The sequence below is a fragment of the Nitratireductor thuwali genome (assembly GCF_036621415.1).
Lineage (GTDB): Bacteria > Pseudomonadota > Alphaproteobacteria > Rhizobiales > Rhizobiaceae > Chelativorans > Chelativorans thuwali.
In genome coordinates, this window is sequence record NZ_CP030941.1 from 4121112 (window position 1) to 4136634 (window position 15523).

A 15523-nucleotide genomic window follows, 5' to 3' on the forward strand; every position below is an offset into this window, starting at 1 on the left:
TTTGGCCTCGGCAAGGACGGCGCTTCCGATAGACAGGAGCGCGTTGCCAGACTTGAGCAGCAACAGAGCTGCGGTGAGGCGAAGGAGCTTCATATGCGCCTCCCGCCGATCTTGAACGGCCGCATCATCTGTGCAGCCGTCGTGCGGGCATCGGCCTCGGCGGCTTCGCGATCAGAGAATAATCGAAGCTTGGTGCGCAAGGCGTGTACCGGAGCCGGGGTCACAAGCTCCACCGCCCAATGCCGACCAGACTTTCGGACGGTGTAGTAGCTGTTGGCAGCGGTCGGCAGGCGTGTGATTTTGGAATCAGCCATTGGGCTTGCCTCCCACCGTGCGCCGCGGCTCCCGCTGGATCGCGCTGCAAATATGGACAAGGCGATGATGCAGGCTGCTGACGTGCTCCGCGATCGGGAGCACGCATTCTTCGCCGTGATGAGGATTGGTGAGTGCGCACCAAACAACCTGTAGTTCGTCGCGGATCTGGTGCAGATCATCGACGTGATTGGGAGGTGTGAGATTGCTCATGCCGCCGCCCTCCGTTGGCGCAGTGCTTGGAACTCCACGCTGGCCTGCGTTGCCGAGAGCGTTGCCGCTCTCGCCGCGAAATCGGGGAGAACGTCACACAGGTCTGCTTCGTACTGCAGCATGGTCCATGCGCGCTTCTCTGCTTCACGCGGATCTTGCGGTTGAGCGTCCTTGGCAGTTTCAAAGATGGTCTGTTGGAGGTTACTCAGCAGATTCAGCAGGCTTTCCAATTGTTCGCCGGCGCCGTTGAGGGTGTTCTTGTCATCCTTGTCGAACCATGGCTGACACATGAGACCGGACACGACGCCGGAGGTACATTGGATGGCACTATGCAGAGCAAAAAGTTCGCTCATGCTGAGCTTGGCGAGCGTGGACTTTTCGATGTTGAACGTGATCCTTGTCTCATCGTGATGCAGCGTGGTATCTGTGTGCGCGTTCATTGGCGTTCCTTTCGGGGGAGTTGCGGTGGACCGTGGCCCGGCAGGATGGCACTCCTGGCCGGGCCGTTTCGTTTGGAGGGTGGCGCTCATGCTGCCCTACCGAACTTCGTCTCCAGACCTAGGCGCTGCGCGATGGCGGAGACGATCGCCATCTTCTTTCCACCGATCTCGACCGTCGGAATGTCGCCGCGCCTAGCGGCCTCATAGGAGGCGTTGCGCCCCAGCCCGTAAAACACCGCCCCGGCTTCAGGCACCGGGACAGTCGCCCGGCTCAATGCTTCGTCAAGGGTCATGATCGCCTTCCGTTCTATATGCGCATACTGCGCATTAACTACATGGCACGATCTGGGATTGTTGGCAAGGCGATATGCGCATATGGTGCATGCTAATTCACCAGAAGGATTCTGGCGCCAGTGGCCGACAAGAACGAACAGAAGAAGACAGAACGGCTTCACATGCTGATATCGCCGGCGGAGATTGATGCGATCGACGACTGGCGCTTCCGGAATAAGATTGGCACCCGCGCGGAAGCGGTGCGGCGTTTGTGTCAAATCAGCTTGGAAGCCGAGACCGCAGCCAACCGGTCATCCGAATTGGCGACATCGATACTTCGCTCTTTCAACCGCTCGATGAAGAAGCTTGATGAGAATACGGGCGAGCCGCCGGAGGAAGTGCTCGACATCTTTGAATCGTGGATGGATGAGCTTCTTCCGATGGTACTGGAGCTAGCCGCTTCGAGTGAAACAGTCGCAGAGATATTCGACGCTCTTAGGAGCGGAGATAGCCTTACGGAAGCTCTCAAGAGGGTTAACGACAAGAAGGCCGACCTGGAGAAAGCTCGGCGTCATATCGAAAGGTTTGGCGGTAGATGAAAGGCCATATCCGCGAGCGCAGCCCTGGCAAGTGGGCAATCATCCTCGATCTGTACGATGATGCAGGGAAGCGCCGCCGCAAGTGGCACAGCTTCGCCGGTACCAAGCGCCAGGCGCAGGAAGAATGTTCCCGGCTCATCACGGCCCTGAAGTCCGGCAACTATATTGAACCAACCAGGCAGTCGGTGACGGAATTCCTCGACGAGTGGCTGAAATTCATGAAGCCGTCCGTGTCCCTGAAAACCCATGAGCGTTATGCGGAAATACTGCAGAAGGGAGTTGCGCCGCTCCTGGGCGACGTGACGCTGGCGAAGCTGAAAACCGATCGGATCGACGGGGCGTTATCGAAAGCGCTCACAGAGGGCCGTAGGGACGGCAAGGGAGGCCTTTCGCCCAGAACGGTCCACCACATGCGCCGGGTGCTCATCAAGGCTCTGGATCAGGCTGTGACGTGGGAAAGGCTGGTAAAGAACCCTGCGACCGCGACAACGCCGCCTAAGGTCGAGCGCAAGAAGATGCTGGCCTATGATACTGCACAGACCGCCGAGCTTCTGGAAGCTATCCGCCAAACGCGCATGTACATCCCTACCCTGCTTGCCGTCATGTGCGGTTTGCGCCGTGGTGAGATTCTCGCCCTGCGCTGGAGGCACGTCGAGCTTGGCGACAATCGGCGCCAGTTGTCAGTGGTCGAGAGCGCCGAGCAGACGAAGGATGGCGTCCGATATAAGGAACCAAAGTCGGGCCGCGCCCGCACAGTATCACTGTCCTCGACCGTCATCTCCGAGTTGAAGGCGCATCGCGCCCGGCAGGCGGAGGAACAGCTTCGACTTGGCATCCGCCTCGATGATGATGGCTTTGTGGTCGCGCAGTACGACGGGAGACCAATCCAACCCCGCTCGCTCACGCACGAATGGGTGCGGATCATCGGAAAGACTTCCCTGCCCCGCATCCGCTTCCACGATTTGCGCCATACCCATGCCTCGCAGATGCTGGCGGCTGGCGTTCACCCGAAGGTGGCTAGCGAGCGTCTCGGCCACTCTACTATCGGGATCACGCTCGATCTATATTCCCATGTCATGCCGGGAATGCAGGCAGATGCCGCGGAACAGGTTGACGCTGCGATCAGGAGCGCGGTAAAGCCGAGGCCGTAAATTGCGTTCGGTAGCAAAATGGTAGCAATGGCGAAATTCCGCACCGCCGTAAACCAGAAACGCTAACGAAATCAATGCTGGAGGGATGGCCGAGCGGTTTAAGGCACCGGTCTTGAAAACCGGCGTGGGTGCAAGCCCACCGTGGGTTCGAATCCCACTCCCTCCGCCAAGCACCGCCCGATTGCCCTTTATGGCGCGATATTGCCGCCGGTCTCCGCCTGCCAATCGGCATAGCGAACGGCCGGTGCGACGCTACAGCCCGATATATATCGAGGATCAGCGACGGCTGCTATCGGCCCCTAAGCAGCCCTTTCCGTGAGGACGCACGTCTCCCTCATCCGCTACGCAAGTTGATTTCCCTCACAGATTTGCCGCCATCGATGAAGAGCCGGCCGTTTGGCTTCAAGGCAGACTTGATGCGCATCAGCGCCTGTCGGCCGGCTTCTGGATGCCGCCCATCGAGCACCCCGACCCGCATAGCAAATGCCATGTCAAAGAGATCATCGCTTGCGCTCAACTCAAAATCTTCGATTGCGGCATGCCTGAAATTGAGATGACCCGACGCTATCTCGCTCGCCGATCCTGCTCGCGCCAGCCTGATCGCCTTTTCCGAACGGTCGATTGCCAGAATGAACCCGTTCCCAATGCGCCGAGCTACCTCACGAGCAGCCACGCCGGGACCGCATCCGATCTCCAGTACACGGAGACCGTCCTTTAGTGGAAGAGCCGCAACAAACCCAGCAATCCGTAGTGAAACGCCAGTAGCCATGATATGAGCAAGTGTACGGAAATCACGACCCATTGCCAGCGTGAGGTAACTTCCGCAATTCACTCCCATTGTCGCCGTTCGCTCGTGCCTCAGTTTTAAAAGGGGGCTACGGCGTAGACGTGGTTCACCGCTTCGTCGTCTTCGGCCGCCAGCTACGAACGGCCACAATATGATGCTGGGTTGGCTCATGCTCAGCCTCTGAAGGGCCGCGTCGAGCCGGTTGGCGGGGCTAGACTGCGGCCGGCTCGTTTTCGTCCTCACCAACAGAGCGCCTCGTCTCGTCGACCAACTCCCGTATTTCCCTCTCATCGAGGGTCTCCTTTTCCAGCAGACGGCGGGCGGTTCGCTCCAGCGCGTCGCGGCGTTCCGTCAGCAGAGCGACGGTTCGGCCGAAGGTCTCGTCGACGATACGGCGCACCTCTTCATCCACCGCGGCGGCCGTCTCGTCGGAATAGCAGCGCTCCTGCGGGCCGTAGTAGGGCTGGTCGGTGGCCAGGAACGAGCGCCGGTCCTTCTCCAGCGCGATATGGCCGACCTTCTCGGACATGCCGTAGCGGGTGACGATGGCGCGGGCGATGTCGGTCACCTTGACGAGATCGTCGGCGGCACCGGTGGAAAGGTGGCCGAAGACGATCTTCTCCGCCGCGCGGCCGCCCAGAAGCACCGCCATCTTGTTCTGCAGTTCCTCGAGCGTCATCAGGAAACGGTCCTCGGTCGGCCGCTGGATGGTGTAGCCGAGCGCGCCGATGCCGCGCGGGATGATCGAGACCTTGTGGACGGGGTCGGCGCCCGGCAGCGCCATCGCCACCAGCGCGTGGCCCATCTCGTGATAGGCGACGACCTCCCGCTCCTTCGGATTGAGCAGCCGGTTGCGCTTTTCGAGGCCGGCGACGATGCGCTCGACCGCGTTGTTGAAATCCTCCATCGTCACGGCTTCCGCCCTGCGGCGGGTGGCGAGCAATGTGGCTTCGTTGACGAGGTTGGCAAGGTCCGCTCCGGTGAAGCCGGGGGTCAGCGCCGCGATCTTCTCCGGTTCGACGTCCGGCGCGAGCCTGGCCTTTTTCAGATGCACTTCAAGGATCTGGATGCGGCCCCGCTTGTCCGGCCGGTCGACCAGCACCTGACGGTCGAAGCGGCCGGCGCGCAGCAGCGCCGGGTCGAGGATTTCGGGACGGTTTGTCGCGGCCAGCAGAACCAGCCCCGTCGAGGAATCGAAGCCGTCGAGTTCGACGAGCAACTGGTTGAGCGTCTGCTCCTTCTCGTCGTGCCCGCCGGCCATCGGGCCGATGCCACGGGCGCGGCCGAGCGCGTCGAGCTCGTCGATGAAGATGATGGCCGGGGCCTTGGCGCGGGCCTGCTCGAACAGGTCGCGCACGCGCGCAGCGCCGACGCCGACGAACATTTCGACGAACTCCGAACCGGAAATGGAGAAGAAGGGCACGCCGGCCTCGCCGGCCACGGCCTTGGCGAGCAGGGTCTTGCCGGTGCCGGGCGGGCCGACGAGCAGAACGCCCTTCGGCATGCGTCCTCCCAGGCGGCCATAGCCCCGCGGGTCCTTCAGGAAATCGACGATCTCCTTGAGCTCGTCCTTGGCTTCGTCGACGCCGGCCACATCCGCGAAGGTGACGCCGGTGTCCGATTGGACGTAGATCCTGGCCTTGGACTTGCCGATCTGCATCAGTCCGCCGCCGAAGCCGCCGCCCATGCGATTGAGAATGAACATCCAGATGCCGACAAACAGCACCACCGGCACGACCCAGGACAGCAGATCGCGCAGGAAGGTGCTTTCGATCTGGCCGGTGACCACCACGCCGCGTTCTCGAAGCCGCTGGGCCAGCTCGGGCTCGACGCGGGTGGTGACGAACATCGGCCGCCCGTCGACGGGCTGCGTGAACGTTCCCTGGATGAAGCGGTCCGACACCGCGACTTCCGCTATCCTGCCCTCGTCGAGATAGGCCTCGAACTGGCTGTATGGAATCTGCGCCACCTGGGTGGCGGTCGTGAAAAGATACTGGAACGCCATCAGGATGAAGAAGGCGGCTATCCAATACCAGATGTTGAACTGCGTTTTCCTGTCCATCTCCATCATGTCCCCTCCCCGACCCGATCCGCCGATGAGGCGCGTTCGGCATTGGTTGCCACGGTTGGGACGAAGGTCGGCGAACTGCGCTGGCTCCGAAGCTCAGGCGCAAAAGGCCTGGGCGCTGCGAAGCTGGCCCGGCACGGGGCCGGGCCGGCTATAGCGTCACGCCGTCGAAAACGACCGGCCGCTGTCGAGCCACAGGCTGATCGCCGCCAGAACGGCGACGACGAGGCCGGCAATCACATGGACCCACATCGCGCTCGCGATGGCCGAGAAGCCGATGACCCAGGGCGCGATAACGGCCCAAAGGCCGAGCACGACATTGGCCCATTCTTCAAGCTGATGGAACGCCAAAAGCGCGGCAAGCGCGATCAGAGTCACGGCAGCGCCGACGATCCAGGCATTCCATGCGGCATGGGTTTCGGCCGTATAGCCCAGATACCAGGGCGACAGCAGAAGACCGAGACCGGCGACGATATTGGCGATATCGAAAGCCGTCCGGTTATCGGAAGACAGAGACTTCAACATCGTTCATTCCTCCTTGTCGGGTCGGTTGCGTCATCAGTGAGCCGTCTCCCGCGGACGGGAGGCGGGTGCGGCGGCGGCGCTTCCAGAACCGCCGTCGCGAAGCCTGGAATCCGGATCGGGAGGAGGAATGGAACGCCATCCGCCCGCTCCGGGAAGAAACGGTGCAAGTTCGTCCTGTGTGAACGCGCCCGCTGCGATCTCACGCAGCGCAAGATCGCTCACGCCGCCGTCGTCGATATCGAGCCTCGGCTCGGCGCCCTGGCTGAGAGCGCGGCTGCGCGCGGCGGCGGCAAGCGTCAGCGCGAACGGGTTCGGCAGAACCCTTGCGCAATCGAAGATGACATGCGGATCCATCGCTGCACCTCACGCCGCCTTTGCTGCGCCCGAACCGTTCCGGTCGGCCGCGACCTCTCGTTCGAGCGCGAGCAGCGCCTGTTCCACCTCGTCGAGGCGCGACGGCCGGTTGTTTTCAGGCATGCCCTCGTTGGTGGCCTGGTCGATCAGGTACTCCGTCCACGCCCAGTTCATCAGGATCGAGCGCTTGGCCTCCAGCGTCAGCGACGGATCACGGACCACGCCCATGGGTGTTGCCCAGCGTTCCGGACCGGACGGGTCGTTGCGGTTCGCCGCGCCGTCGAGTGCGCGCCCGTAGCTTTCCTGAAGGGCGGCAAGCCCGAGCCGGCCGAGCGTGGCGTCGGAGAAGATTTGCGCTGCCCTTCTGCCGGATGCGGGCCTCTCACCGGCCCGCCGGCTGCGGCCATTGCCCGTCTGCCCGGCCGGTGCCTGAACGACATAGGTCAGGCCCTGCCGCTCGGCGTAGCCGATGGCCGATTCCAGTGTCGGAAAGCCGAGCTCGACCTGGACCAGCGTGTCGCCGCTGCCCGTATAGCCCATAAGGGGCTCGATGAAGGGCGCGGTGCGCCGCTCGAAGGTGAGACGCCAGCCCTTCGTGCGGGCCTTGCCGGAGGTCGTCACCGAGCGGGATGGCTTGTAGATGCGCGCGACAGCGTCGTCCGGGAAGATCGAACTTCCCATCGAAAGAGGGCTGCGCCGATTGTCGTTCGAGGGCCAGTTCGGCCGAACCCGCGTTTTCGTCGTTTCCTCTACCTGCCGTACAATCTCCATCGTTCATCCCTCCCTGTCTGGCGAAGGATGCCGCCGGCGGCGGCCGAACGGCCCGCCGCCGGCGCCTGCCATGCGTCAGCTCTTGATGGCGATGCGCTTGACCTTCGACTGCGCTTTCTCGCTCTTGGGCAAAGTCACGGTGAGAACGCCGTTCTTGAAGTGCGCATCGACCTTGTCTTCCTCAACCTCATAGCCGAGGGGGATGCGCCGCTCGAAGCGGCCATAGAAGCGCTCGGAGAACTGGCGGTTCCCGTCCTCCGTTTCGGAGCGCTTCTCGCCCTTCAACGTCAGCACACCGTCGTTGAGCAGGACCTCTACATCCTTCTCCTCGAGCCCGGGCACCTCGGCCGTCACCTTGATCTCCTTCTCGCCGTCGGAGATTTCGACGCTCGGCCAGCCGCCGCCGAAAGCGGAGACGCCGCCGAAGGACGGCAGGCTGGAACCGAAGTCGCGAAAGACGTCGTCGAACAGCCGGTTGACCTCGCGATGCAGAGACAGGAACGGATCACGCTCGCCATCGCGGAAGACGCTCGGAAGCTGGTTGCCGTTGTTTCGGCTCCACGGAATCAAATCACGGACATTCATTGTTTCACTCCTTTCCGTTCGTTGGATCGACAAAGCTTTCCATCGGCGCCGGACGCACCGTCCGGCACCTTGTGCGAAGCACAATGAGGGAAACGCCTTAGGCGGCCTGCTTCGCGGTCTCGCTCTGCCTCGACTCGACCTTGGGCAACGCCTCGCCGGCCTCGATCTCGATGCGGCGCGGCTTCATCTCTTCAGGAACCTCTCGCCTGAGATCGATCGTCAGCAGACCGTTGACGAGGCTCGCGCCCACGACCTTCACATGGTCGGCCAGTTCAAACCGACGCTGGAAGGCCCGTCCGGCGATGCCGCGATGCAGATACTGACCGTTGTCCTCGCCAGCCTTCTGACCGGACACGATGAGCATGTTCTGCTCTTGGGTGATGGTCAGCTCGTCCTGGCTGAAGCCGGCCACCGCCATGGTGATGCGGTAGTCGTCCTCGCCAAGCTTAGCGATGTCGTAGGGAGGCCAGTTGTCGATGGTCTCGACGCGGCTCGCGGCTTCGAGCGCGTTCAGCATTCGGTCGAAGCCGATGCTCGACCGGAATAGGGGAGTGAAATCGATGGTGGTTCTCATAGCCACATCCTCCTTTGAGCAACATGGGTACAAGTCCTTCCGTCGGGCGAATGCTCCGGCATCCGCCCGACATGCCGGCCCCGAAATGGGCATCCGGCAAGCAACGATTTAGTTCGGTCTTTTGGTTGTTCAAGAGGCCGCTGCCTGGCGGATGCCCATTTTGATCCGGACGGTCCGGCCACGGGCGCTCAAGCGTCGGCAGCGTTGACGGCGGCGCATTGGGATGTCATCTCTGCCCCGCCCCTGCTCGGCTTCCGGGGTGGCTGCGAAGGCGCCTATTGCCGCCTTCGATCCGCGTGCTATGACAGTCGCGCAACTTCTTCTCGCTTCTCCAGGACAACGCTCATGAAACTGCCTTGCAGGATGGCGCTCGCCGCAGCCACCTTCTCCGTTCTTGCCGCTCCCGCGTCTGCCGAAGACCTCGTGTTCATGCTTACGAACGAAACCGGCGCAAACCTGATTGAATTCTATGCCTCGCCCTCGAACGTTGACAGTTGGGAAGAAGACATCCTCGGCGTCGACGTTCTCGGCAGCGGCGAAAGCGCTCGCGTTACGATCGCAGACGGCCGCGAGCAATGCGAATACGACCTCCTGATGAAGTTCGATGACAATGATGTTCTCGAGGACACAACCGACCTCTGCGACACCGGAAGCTATACCATCGAATAGTCGAAAACGCTGCCAGGCTGGCACGATTGTGCCAAAGCGCAGCTACAGCCGAGCCGGCCTGTGCACCACGATCCCTGCCATCACCAGCGCAATGCCCAGCAGGTCCCGCAACGTCGGTACTTGCGCCAGGACGATCGCGGCGATTACCGTGGCAGTGGCTGGAAGCAGTGCAAGCAGCAGCGCGAACGAGGCGCGCGGCAGGCGCGACATGGCGAGCTGGTCACACACATAGGGAACGACCGACGAGCAAATGCCGACGCCGATCCCCGCGGCCACCAAAGTGAAGGATCTGAAGGCACGCGCCGCCTCAATGAAGCCGATGGGCATCAGGATCGCGAATGCAATCGCCATGGCCGCGCCTAGCCGTTCCACGCCCCCGCTGGCCCCGTCCTCGGCTGCTCTGTGGCCGAGGACGATATAGCAGACGAAGAGCGCGGCGTTCAGCGCCGCCCAGAAGAGGCCGTGCGGGTCGGTCGCCCACTTTACGTCGATAAGAACAAAGACGCCGGCGATGGCCAGGGCCAGGGCGCAAGCGTTTCTGGCCGTCCGTAAACCATAAGCGGCGACGCCAATCGTGCCGACGAACTCCATCGCTGCGACGAGGCTCATCGGCAGCCTGTCGAGCGCAAGATAGAAGGACGTGTTCATCACGGCCAGACACGCCCCCAGCCCGATCAGGAGCAGCCGCCCTCGCCCGTTCGCTTTCCGGATGGTGCGCCAGGGCCTGGTGAGCGGCGCGAAGACGAGCGCCGCGGATGCAACGCGAAACCACGCCACCCCAAGCACGCCGATCGCCGGAAACAGCAGAACCGCAAATGAAGGCCCGAGATAGTGAAAAACCGCGCTGACGCCGAACCACGCTTGGGCCGGTACCGTTTCGGCTGCGCGGCTGAAGCCGGTGGCCCTGACGATGTCTGTCGGCATGCCTCGCTCCCTTCAATATTTTTGCAATATGAAGGGTCGTCGGCGGGGGATATATGGTAGTGTCGCTCCGATTAACGGATTTTTTCTAGTGTTTCGAAGGTTATTGAGGTGAAACGCCTTAACTATGAAAATGGTGCCCTCGACGACGTCGACGCTGCCATACTGGAGATGCTGGTTGCCAATGCGCGGGTCACAACGGCGGAACTGGCCCGAGCCGTCGGCCTTTCTGCCCCGACCGTCGCTGAGCGGGTCAAACGGCTGGAGGAAGCCGACGTCATCACCGGCTATAGCGCGGCCGTCTCCCCAGCCGCGATGGGGCTTCCCATCTCGGTCTATTTCCGCATACGACCCGTTCCCGGAGAGCTGGAGCGGGTGGCCGCGATCCTCCGGGACATTCCGGAGATCACGGAGTGCGACCGGGTGACCGGCGAGGATTGTTTTCTGGCGCGCGCCAGCCTGGCCTCGGTCGCCGACATGGAAAGGGTGATCGACCTGATCATTCCCTATGCGATGACCAACACCTCGATTGTCCAGTCGTCCCCCTTTGCCAGGCGGCTTCCTCCGTTTCCGCGGCGCGGCCGCACGGCCTAAAATGCGCCGCCTTATCCTGTTACTGGTTTGCCCTTTCATCGTTGGAGGCCTGTCCATGCATTTGCGATCGCTGCTCGCTCTCGGGCTTGTCGTGTTCGTTGCCGGTTGCGCGACCGTGACGCCGGAACAACGGCGGGCGATGGACGAACAGGAATGCCTCGGCTTCGGCTTCAAGCCGGGAACGGACGCTTTTGCCGGCTGCCTGCAACGCATCGAGCTTGACCGCAGGGCAGACCGGCGGGCGCAGATGGCCGCGATGGACCGGTGGAACGAGCCCGTGGTGATCTACCGTCCGATCATCGTCGAAGAGCGTTGATGCGTGCGGCGGTGGAAGCGGGCTCCGCAAGGCCGGCGTGACCTCTTGCGGCTGTCGCAAAGGCCGATGCCAGGCTTGGCCATTCCACAACCTTCATCTTCCGTCCACAAGGGCGCGCCAGGCAGCAGGGCTGACCTTGACGCGAATCTTGGTTATGTCTGTCATAGAGAATCGGTGAATGAGGGGACGGGGCACGGATGAGGGAAGCGGCCGCCATGCTTGAACGACGGACTTCCTCGACCGGCGTGCATCCTGATGCCGCCGGCCGCGTTATAGTTGCCTGCGGTGCCATGAGGCTGCCTGCGCGAAAGGACCAGCAATGAACGAGAAATACGACGCTTATGCTGCGGCCATCATCGTAACCTTCGGCGCGATGATCATCGGCGGCCTGATGGCCGCCGGGATTGCATTCAACGTGCGTGACGCCTTCCTGTTCGCCCTCGGCGCCGCGACCGCGGCATGGCTGGCCGGATACGCGATGTTCTTCGACCGGGCCCGCACCTTTCTTGTCCTCACCGGCCTTTCGGTGCTCTCGTCACTGGCCGCTTTCATTCTGCTGGTCAAGTAGACCCTGCGGCACCTGGGGCGGACGGGTCTCGTGCCGACGGACCAGCCGCCGGCACAAGGCTTTTCGATCAGGACTTCGGGCGGACCGGCGGCTTCTTGTTGCCGTTGATATAGTCGCGCCACTTCTTGGTGCTGTCGCCCGGTTTCGGCGCCTGGCCGGCGCTGGCGCCCTGGCCGCCCGGCGCAGCCAGGCTTGCAGCGCCAAGCTGCATCTGCCCGGCCTTCGACCCGTGCAGGATCTTGCCTTTCGGGCAGCGCTCGGAATCGGCGACCATCGTGCCGTCGGGACACTTGCGCATGGTCACGGCACCTGCGGATGTGGGGGCGAATGCAGCCAGCGAGACGGCGGCGGCGAGCGTTGCGAGTATCAGTCGGTTGTACGTCATTTTGCAGATCCTCTTTGTTGTTTCCCGCCTTTCCGGCGGCCTTGCAAAGCTGTGTCGCGCCGATTGGGCGTTGGGTTCACGAAAATCTGGGGACATGCGAAATAAAGGGCGGGTTGCGTCGTCGGCCCTCATGCCTATATTCGGTTCGCTCCTGAATGTTTCAGGTGACATCTGCTGGTTGGAGGGGACGCCATGGTGCACGACGCCCTTTTCCAATTGGGGATGGATTCAGTTGAACTGAACCCCGCCCAAACGGAAGAACGCGACAAGACGCACGCCGCCGAGGCCTGCGCCGACAAGGATCACTTCATCGAGAAGGACGGCGTCTTGTGCGCCGGCTCGCATCTGATCGTCGATCTGTTCGACGCGGAACGTCTCGACGATCTGCCCTATATCGAGAAGACGTTGATCGACTGCGTGGAAAAGGCCGGCGCGACGCTGCTGCATATCCATTTGCACCCGTTCGAGCCCAATGGCGGCGTGAGCGGCGTTGCCGTGCTGGCGGAAAGCCACATCTCGATCCATTCCTGGCCGGAACGCGCCTATGCCGCGCTCGACATATTCATGTGCGGGGACGCCCGGCCCGAGCGCTGTATCGACGTGCTCCAGGAGGCGTTCAGGCCGGGACGGATCGACGTCAAGGAACTGCTCAGGGGCAAGGAAGCGTGAGTGGCGAAAAGCCGACCGTTTCGGAAACGCTGCATGAAGGCGTGCGGCTGAGCTTCACCGCCGACGAGGTGCTGCACGACGAGGCGACGGGCCATCACCGCCTGGTGCTGATCCGCAATCGTCTCTTCGGCAAGGTGCTGGTGCTCGACGGCGCGGTCCAGGTGACCAGCGCGGACGAGTTCATGTATCACGAGATGATGGCGCATGTTCCGCTCGCCGCGCATCCGGACCCGCGCGACGTGCTCATCATCGGCGGCGGCGACTGCGGTCTCGCCGAGGAAGCGCTCAAACATTCCCGCGTCGCTTCGCTGACGCAGATCGAGATCGACCGGTCGGTGGTGGAGTTCTCGCGCCGGCATTTTGCGGAATTCAATGCGCCCGTCTTCGATGATTCGCGCTTTACGGTCGAGATCGCCGATGGCGCGGCGTTTGCCGCCGGCACGTCGCGGAAGTTCGATGTCGTCCTCGTGGATTCGACCGACCCGACCGGCCCGGGCGCGGCGCTCTTCACGCGCAGCTTTTACGGCGATCTGCGCCGTATCCTGAAGCCCGGTGGTATCGCCGTCACCCAGAACGGGGTCCCCTTCCTGCAGCGCCGCGAATTCGTTGCCGGCTTCGGCAGCCTCGCCTCGGTGTTTCCCGTCGCCACCTGCTTCCTCGTCAGCGTGCCCACCTATTTCGGCGGCCATATGACGCTGGGCTGGGCCGCCCAAGAGGACGATCTCCTGAAGGTGGAGAAGGATCGACTGCAGGCAAGGATGGCGGGCATCGAAACGCGCTACTACACACCCGCCCACCATTTGGCCGCTTTCGCCCTGCCCCGCTTCATCGAGGATGTGGTGGCCGAAGCCCGGGCATGACGCCCTGTGCCGTCAAGCGCCTTTGACCTCGGCCATCATCCGCTGAAGAGCGGGTATCTCGGCCGCCATCGCCGCGTCTTTCTCCTGCACGCGATGATAAGCGGGCCGGTCGGTCGTCCGCTCCAGATAATCGCGGAATATTTTCCTGTCCGGCAGGCCCTTCAGAATATTCATCGTGTAGCCGATGCCTGCGGCGAGCAGGATGTCGGCCGCGGTGAAACGGTCTCCGGCGGCAAAGGGCTGTTCCGAAAGCCGGCGTTCCAGATAGGCGATGAGGTCGTCATAAAGGCCGAACGGATAGTCATTGCTCACATATTCGAGCCCGTGAACCTTGGCGCAGATCGCCGGATCGAATACCGCGTCGTGATGCACCAGCGCCGTCAGATATGGTCCGCGGGCCGGGTCGCCGATCATCGGGGCAAGGCCTGCCTCGGGGAAGGTGTCGGCAAGATAAATGGCAATGGCCGCCCGCTCGGTGACCACGACCCCATCATGATCGATGGCCGGCACCTTCTTATTGGGCTGGATCGCCCGGTAGTCCTCCGGAACGCCGCCTTCGGCGCGGATATCAACCAGCTCCATCCGATAGTCCACTCCCAACTCCTCCATCAGCCAGAAAACCGCCGATGAGCGCGACCAGGGCGCATGGTAGAAAGTCAGCATTGCCGTCTCCATCTCGTTGAATGGCTCCTTGTACCAGAAGGCTACTGACAACTGTCTGTCAGGACAAAGGTCGGCATGCCGCCGCGGACAGCAAAAAGGGCGACCCGAGGGCCGCCCTTCTTCAATCGTGGATGCGCCTTCGGTCAGTTCGGCAACTGATCGTCCACGCCCTCGACATAGAAGTTCATGCCGAGCAGCGTGGCGTCGTCGGCAACCTCGCCTTCGGCCAGCCAATCGGAACCGTCCTGCTTCTTGATCGGACCGGTGAAGGGGTGGAACTCGCCGGAACGGATCTTCTCTTCCGTCTCCTTGGCCAGGGCTGCCACGTCGTCCGGCATGTTCGTGTAGGGCGCCATGACGACATGGCCTTCCTTGAGGCCGGCCCAAACGTCCACCTGCTCCCAGGTGCCCTCATGGACGGCCTTCACCCGCTCGATATAGTACGGACCCCAATCGTCGACGATCGAGGTGAGCTGGGTTTCGGGGCCGAACTCGATCATGTCCGAGGCTTGGCCGAAAGCCTTGATGCCGCGCTCCGCCGCCACCTGCATCGGCGCCGTGGAATCGGTGTGCTGGGTGATGATGTCGACGCCCTGGTCGATCAGCGCCTTGGCGGCGTCGGCTTCCTTGCCCGGGTCGAACCAGGTATTGGCCCAGACCACCTTCACCTTGAACTCGGGGTTGATGGACTGCGCGCCGAGCACGAATGCATTGATGCCCATCACGACTTCGGGGATCGGGAAGGAGGCGATGTAGCCCGCCACGCCGGCTTCCGACATCTTGGCCGCGATGACGCCCTGGATGTAGCGGCCCTCGTAGAAGCGCGAATTATAGGTCGAGACGTTGGGGTGCTCGCGCTTATAGCCGGTGGCGTGTTCGAACTTCACGTCCGGGAACCTGCCCGCGACCTTGTTGGTCGGGTCCATATAGCCGAAGGAGGTGGTGAAGATGATGTCGCAGCCCGACCGCGCGAAGCGCTCGATGGCCCGTTCGGCATCCGCGCCTTCCGGCACGCTCTCCAGATAGGCTGTCTCGACCGCGTCGCCCATCGCCTCCTCGACGTCCAGCAGGCCCTGGTGATGCTGATAAGACCAGCCGAAATCGCCGATCGGCCCGACATAGATGAAGCAGGCCTTGGTCTTGTCCTGCGCCAGCGCCTGGCCGTTGGCGGCAAACGCCATCACGGCGGCTGCGGCAATTGCCTTGAGTGTGTGTTTCATTCCGGG

Annotated in this window: 23 protein-coding genes and 1 tRNA gene; 9 read left to right on the forward strand and 15 right to left on the reverse strand. The window is 62.6% G+C overall.

The genetic code is table 11. From position 1 onward, the window contains the following. Positions 1 to 89 precede the first annotated feature (89 nt). From NTH_RS20085 to NTH_RS20100, 4 genes are all read right to left on the reverse strand, one after another. A complete protein-coding gene (locus NTH_RS20085) occupies positions 90 to 314 on the reverse strand; it encodes a hypothetical protein (protein WP_338531677.1) in 225 nt (74 codons plus the stop codon). Further along, entirely contained in the window at positions 307 to 525 is a 219-nt protein-coding gene (locus tag NTH_RS20090; protein ID WP_338531678.1) for a hypothetical protein, read from the reverse strand. The genes NTH_RS20085 and NTH_RS20090 overlap by 8 nt, the downstream gene beginning before the upstream one ends. Beyond that, a complete protein-coding gene (locus tag NTH_RS20095) occupies positions 522 to 965 on the reverse strand; it encodes a hypothetical protein (RefSeq protein WP_338531679.1) in 444 nt (147 codons plus the stop codon). Before NTH_RS20095 ends, NTH_RS20090 begins: the two co-directional genes overlap by 4 nt. A gap of 86 nt (positions 966 to 1051) precedes the next feature. After that, positions 1052 to 1258 (reverse strand): DNA-binding protein, encoded by a 207-nt coding sequence (locus NTH_RS20100; RefSeq protein ID WP_338531680.1) that lies wholly within the window; start codon positions 1256 to 1258, stop codon positions 1052 to 1054. Positions 1259 to 1378: 120 nt separating this feature from the next. Between NTH_RS20100 and NTH_RS20105 the strand changes: the two genes are divergently transcribed. From NTH_RS20105 to NTH_RS20115, 3 genes are all read left to right on the forward strand, one after another. Then, positions 1379 to 1837, forward strand: a complete 459-nt coding sequence (locus NTH_RS20105; RefSeq protein ID WP_338531681.1) for a hypothetical protein — start codon at positions 1379 to 1381, stop codon at positions 1835 to 1837. After that, on the forward strand, positions 1834 to 2988 hold the full coding sequence (locus NTH_RS20110; RefSeq protein WP_338531682.1) for a site-specific integrase: 1155 nt from the start codon (positions 1834 to 1836) through the stop codon (positions 2986 to 2988). The genes NTH_RS20105 and NTH_RS20110 overlap by 4 nt, the downstream gene beginning before the upstream one ends. Before the next feature lie 79 nt (positions 2989 to 3067). Then, positions 3068 to 3157: transfer RNA gene (locus NTH_RS20115), tRNA-Ser, on the forward strand. 165 nt (positions 3158 to 3322) lie between these two features. On the opposite strand, the gene NTH_RS20120 is transcribed toward NTH_RS20115, so the two are convergent. From NTH_RS20120 to NTH_RS20150, 7 genes are all read right to left on the reverse strand, one after another. After that, on the reverse strand, positions 3323 to 4066 hold the full coding sequence (locus NTH_RS20120; protein ID WP_338531683.1) for a class I SAM-dependent methyltransferase: 744 nt from the start codon (positions 4064 to 4066) through the stop codon (positions 3323 to 3325). Then, positions 3987 to 5843 carry an ATP-dependent zinc metalloprotease FtsH gene (gene ftsH / locus NTH_RS20125; RefSeq protein WP_338531972.1) on the reverse strand — a complete coding sequence of 619 codons (1857 nt, stop codon included), beginning with the start codon at positions 5841 to 5843 and terminating at the stop codon, positions 3987 to 3989. The genes NTH_RS20120 and ftsH overlap by 80 nt, the downstream gene beginning before the upstream one ends. A gap of 159 nt (positions 5844 to 6002) precedes the next feature. Beyond that, a complete protein-coding gene (locus NTH_RS20130) occupies positions 6003 to 6368 on the reverse strand; it encodes an SPW repeat protein (RefSeq protein ID WP_338531684.1) in 366 nt (121 codons plus the stop codon). 33 nt (positions 6369 to 6401) lie between these two features. Then, positions 6402 to 6722, reverse strand: a complete 321-nt coding sequence (locus NTH_RS20135) for a DNA-directed RNA polymerase subunit omega (protein ID WP_338531685.1) — start codon at positions 6720 to 6722, stop codon at positions 6402 to 6404. 9 nt (positions 6723 to 6731) lie between these two features. Beyond that, positions 6732 to 7493 (reverse strand): ETC complex I subunit, encoded by a 762-nt coding sequence (locus NTH_RS20140; protein ID WP_338531686.1) that lies wholly within the window; start codon positions 7491 to 7493, stop codon positions 6732 to 6734. Positions 7494 to 7568: 75 nt separating this feature from the next. Further along, a complete protein-coding gene (locus NTH_RS20145) occupies positions 7569 to 8078 on the reverse strand; it encodes an Hsp20/alpha crystallin family protein (RefSeq protein WP_338531687.1) in 510 nt (169 codons plus the stop codon). Positions 8079 to 8175: 97 nt separating this feature from the next. Continuing rightward, positions 8176 to 8652: an Hsp20 family protein gene (locus NTH_RS20150; protein WP_338531688.1), complete on the reverse strand. Its 477-nt coding sequence runs from the start codon at positions 8650 to 8652 to the stop codon at positions 8176 to 8178. Between the two features lie 363 nt (positions 8653 to 9015). On the opposite strand from NTH_RS20150, the gene NTH_RS20155 reads away from it, so the two are divergent. Next, complete coding sequence (locus NTH_RS20155) at positions 9016 to 9321, forward strand: hypothetical protein (protein WP_338531689.1); 306 nt, start codon at positions 9016 to 9018, stop codon at positions 9319 to 9321. Between the two features lie 42 nt (positions 9322 to 9363). On the opposite strand, the gene NTH_RS20160 is transcribed toward NTH_RS20155, so the two are convergent. Continuing rightward, complete coding sequence (locus NTH_RS20160) at positions 9364 to 10245, reverse strand: EamA family transporter (RefSeq protein ID WP_338531690.1); 882 nt, start codon at positions 10243 to 10245, stop codon at positions 9364 to 9366. Between the two features lie 108 nt (positions 10246 to 10353). Between NTH_RS20160 and NTH_RS20165 the strand changes: the two genes are divergently transcribed. The 3 genes from NTH_RS20165 (at position 10354) to NTH_RS20175 (ending at position 11720) form a co-directional block, all read left to right on the forward strand. Beyond that, a complete protein-coding gene (locus NTH_RS20165; RefSeq protein ID WP_338531691.1) occupies positions 10354 to 10836 on the forward strand; it encodes an Lrp/AsnC family transcriptional regulator in 483 nt (160 codons plus the stop codon). Positions 10837 to 10885: 49 nt separating this feature from the next. Then, positions 10886 to 11152 carry a hypothetical protein gene (locus tag NTH_RS20170; protein WP_338531973.1) on the forward strand — a complete coding sequence of 89 codons (267 nt, stop codon included), beginning with the start codon at positions 10886 to 10888 and terminating at the stop codon, positions 11150 to 11152. A gap of 319 nt (positions 11153 to 11471) precedes the next feature. Continuing rightward, positions 11472 to 11720: a hypothetical protein gene (locus tag NTH_RS20175; protein ID WP_338531692.1), complete on the forward strand. Its 249-nt coding sequence runs from the start codon at positions 11472 to 11474 to the stop codon at positions 11718 to 11720. 67 nt (positions 11721 to 11787) lie between these two features. Here NTH_RS20175 and NTH_RS20180 read toward each other — a convergent pair whose 3' ends face one another. After that, a complete protein-coding gene (locus NTH_RS20180) occupies positions 11788 to 12105 on the reverse strand; it encodes a hypothetical protein (protein WP_338531693.1) in 318 nt (105 codons plus the stop codon). A gap of 192 nt (positions 12106 to 12297) precedes the next feature. Here NTH_RS20180 and speD point away from each other — a divergent pair, with 192 nt between their 5' ends. After that, a complete protein-coding gene (gene speD, locus NTH_RS20185) occupies positions 12298 to 12774 on the forward strand; it encodes an adenosylmethionine decarboxylase (protein ID WP_338531694.1) in 477 nt (158 codons plus the stop codon). Then, positions 12771 to 13634, forward strand: a complete 864-nt coding sequence (gene speE / locus NTH_RS20190; protein WP_338531695.1) for a polyamine aminopropyltransferase — start codon at positions 12771 to 12773, stop codon at positions 13632 to 13634. The genes speD and speE overlap by 4 nt, the downstream gene beginning before the upstream one ends. Before the next feature lie 12 nt (positions 13635 to 13646). Here speE and NTH_RS20195 read toward each other — a convergent pair whose 3' ends face one another. After that, a complete protein-coding gene (locus NTH_RS20195; RefSeq protein WP_338531696.1) occupies positions 13647 to 14297 on the reverse strand; it encodes a glutathione S-transferase family protein in 651 nt (216 codons plus the stop codon). Positions 14298 to 14440: 143 nt separating this feature from the next. Further along, positions 14441 to 15517: a BMP family ABC transporter substrate-binding protein gene (locus NTH_RS20200; protein ID WP_338531697.1), complete on the reverse strand. Its 1077-nt coding sequence runs from the start codon at positions 15515 to 15517 to the stop codon at positions 14441 to 14443. Positions 15518 to 15523 lie beyond the last annotated feature (6 nt).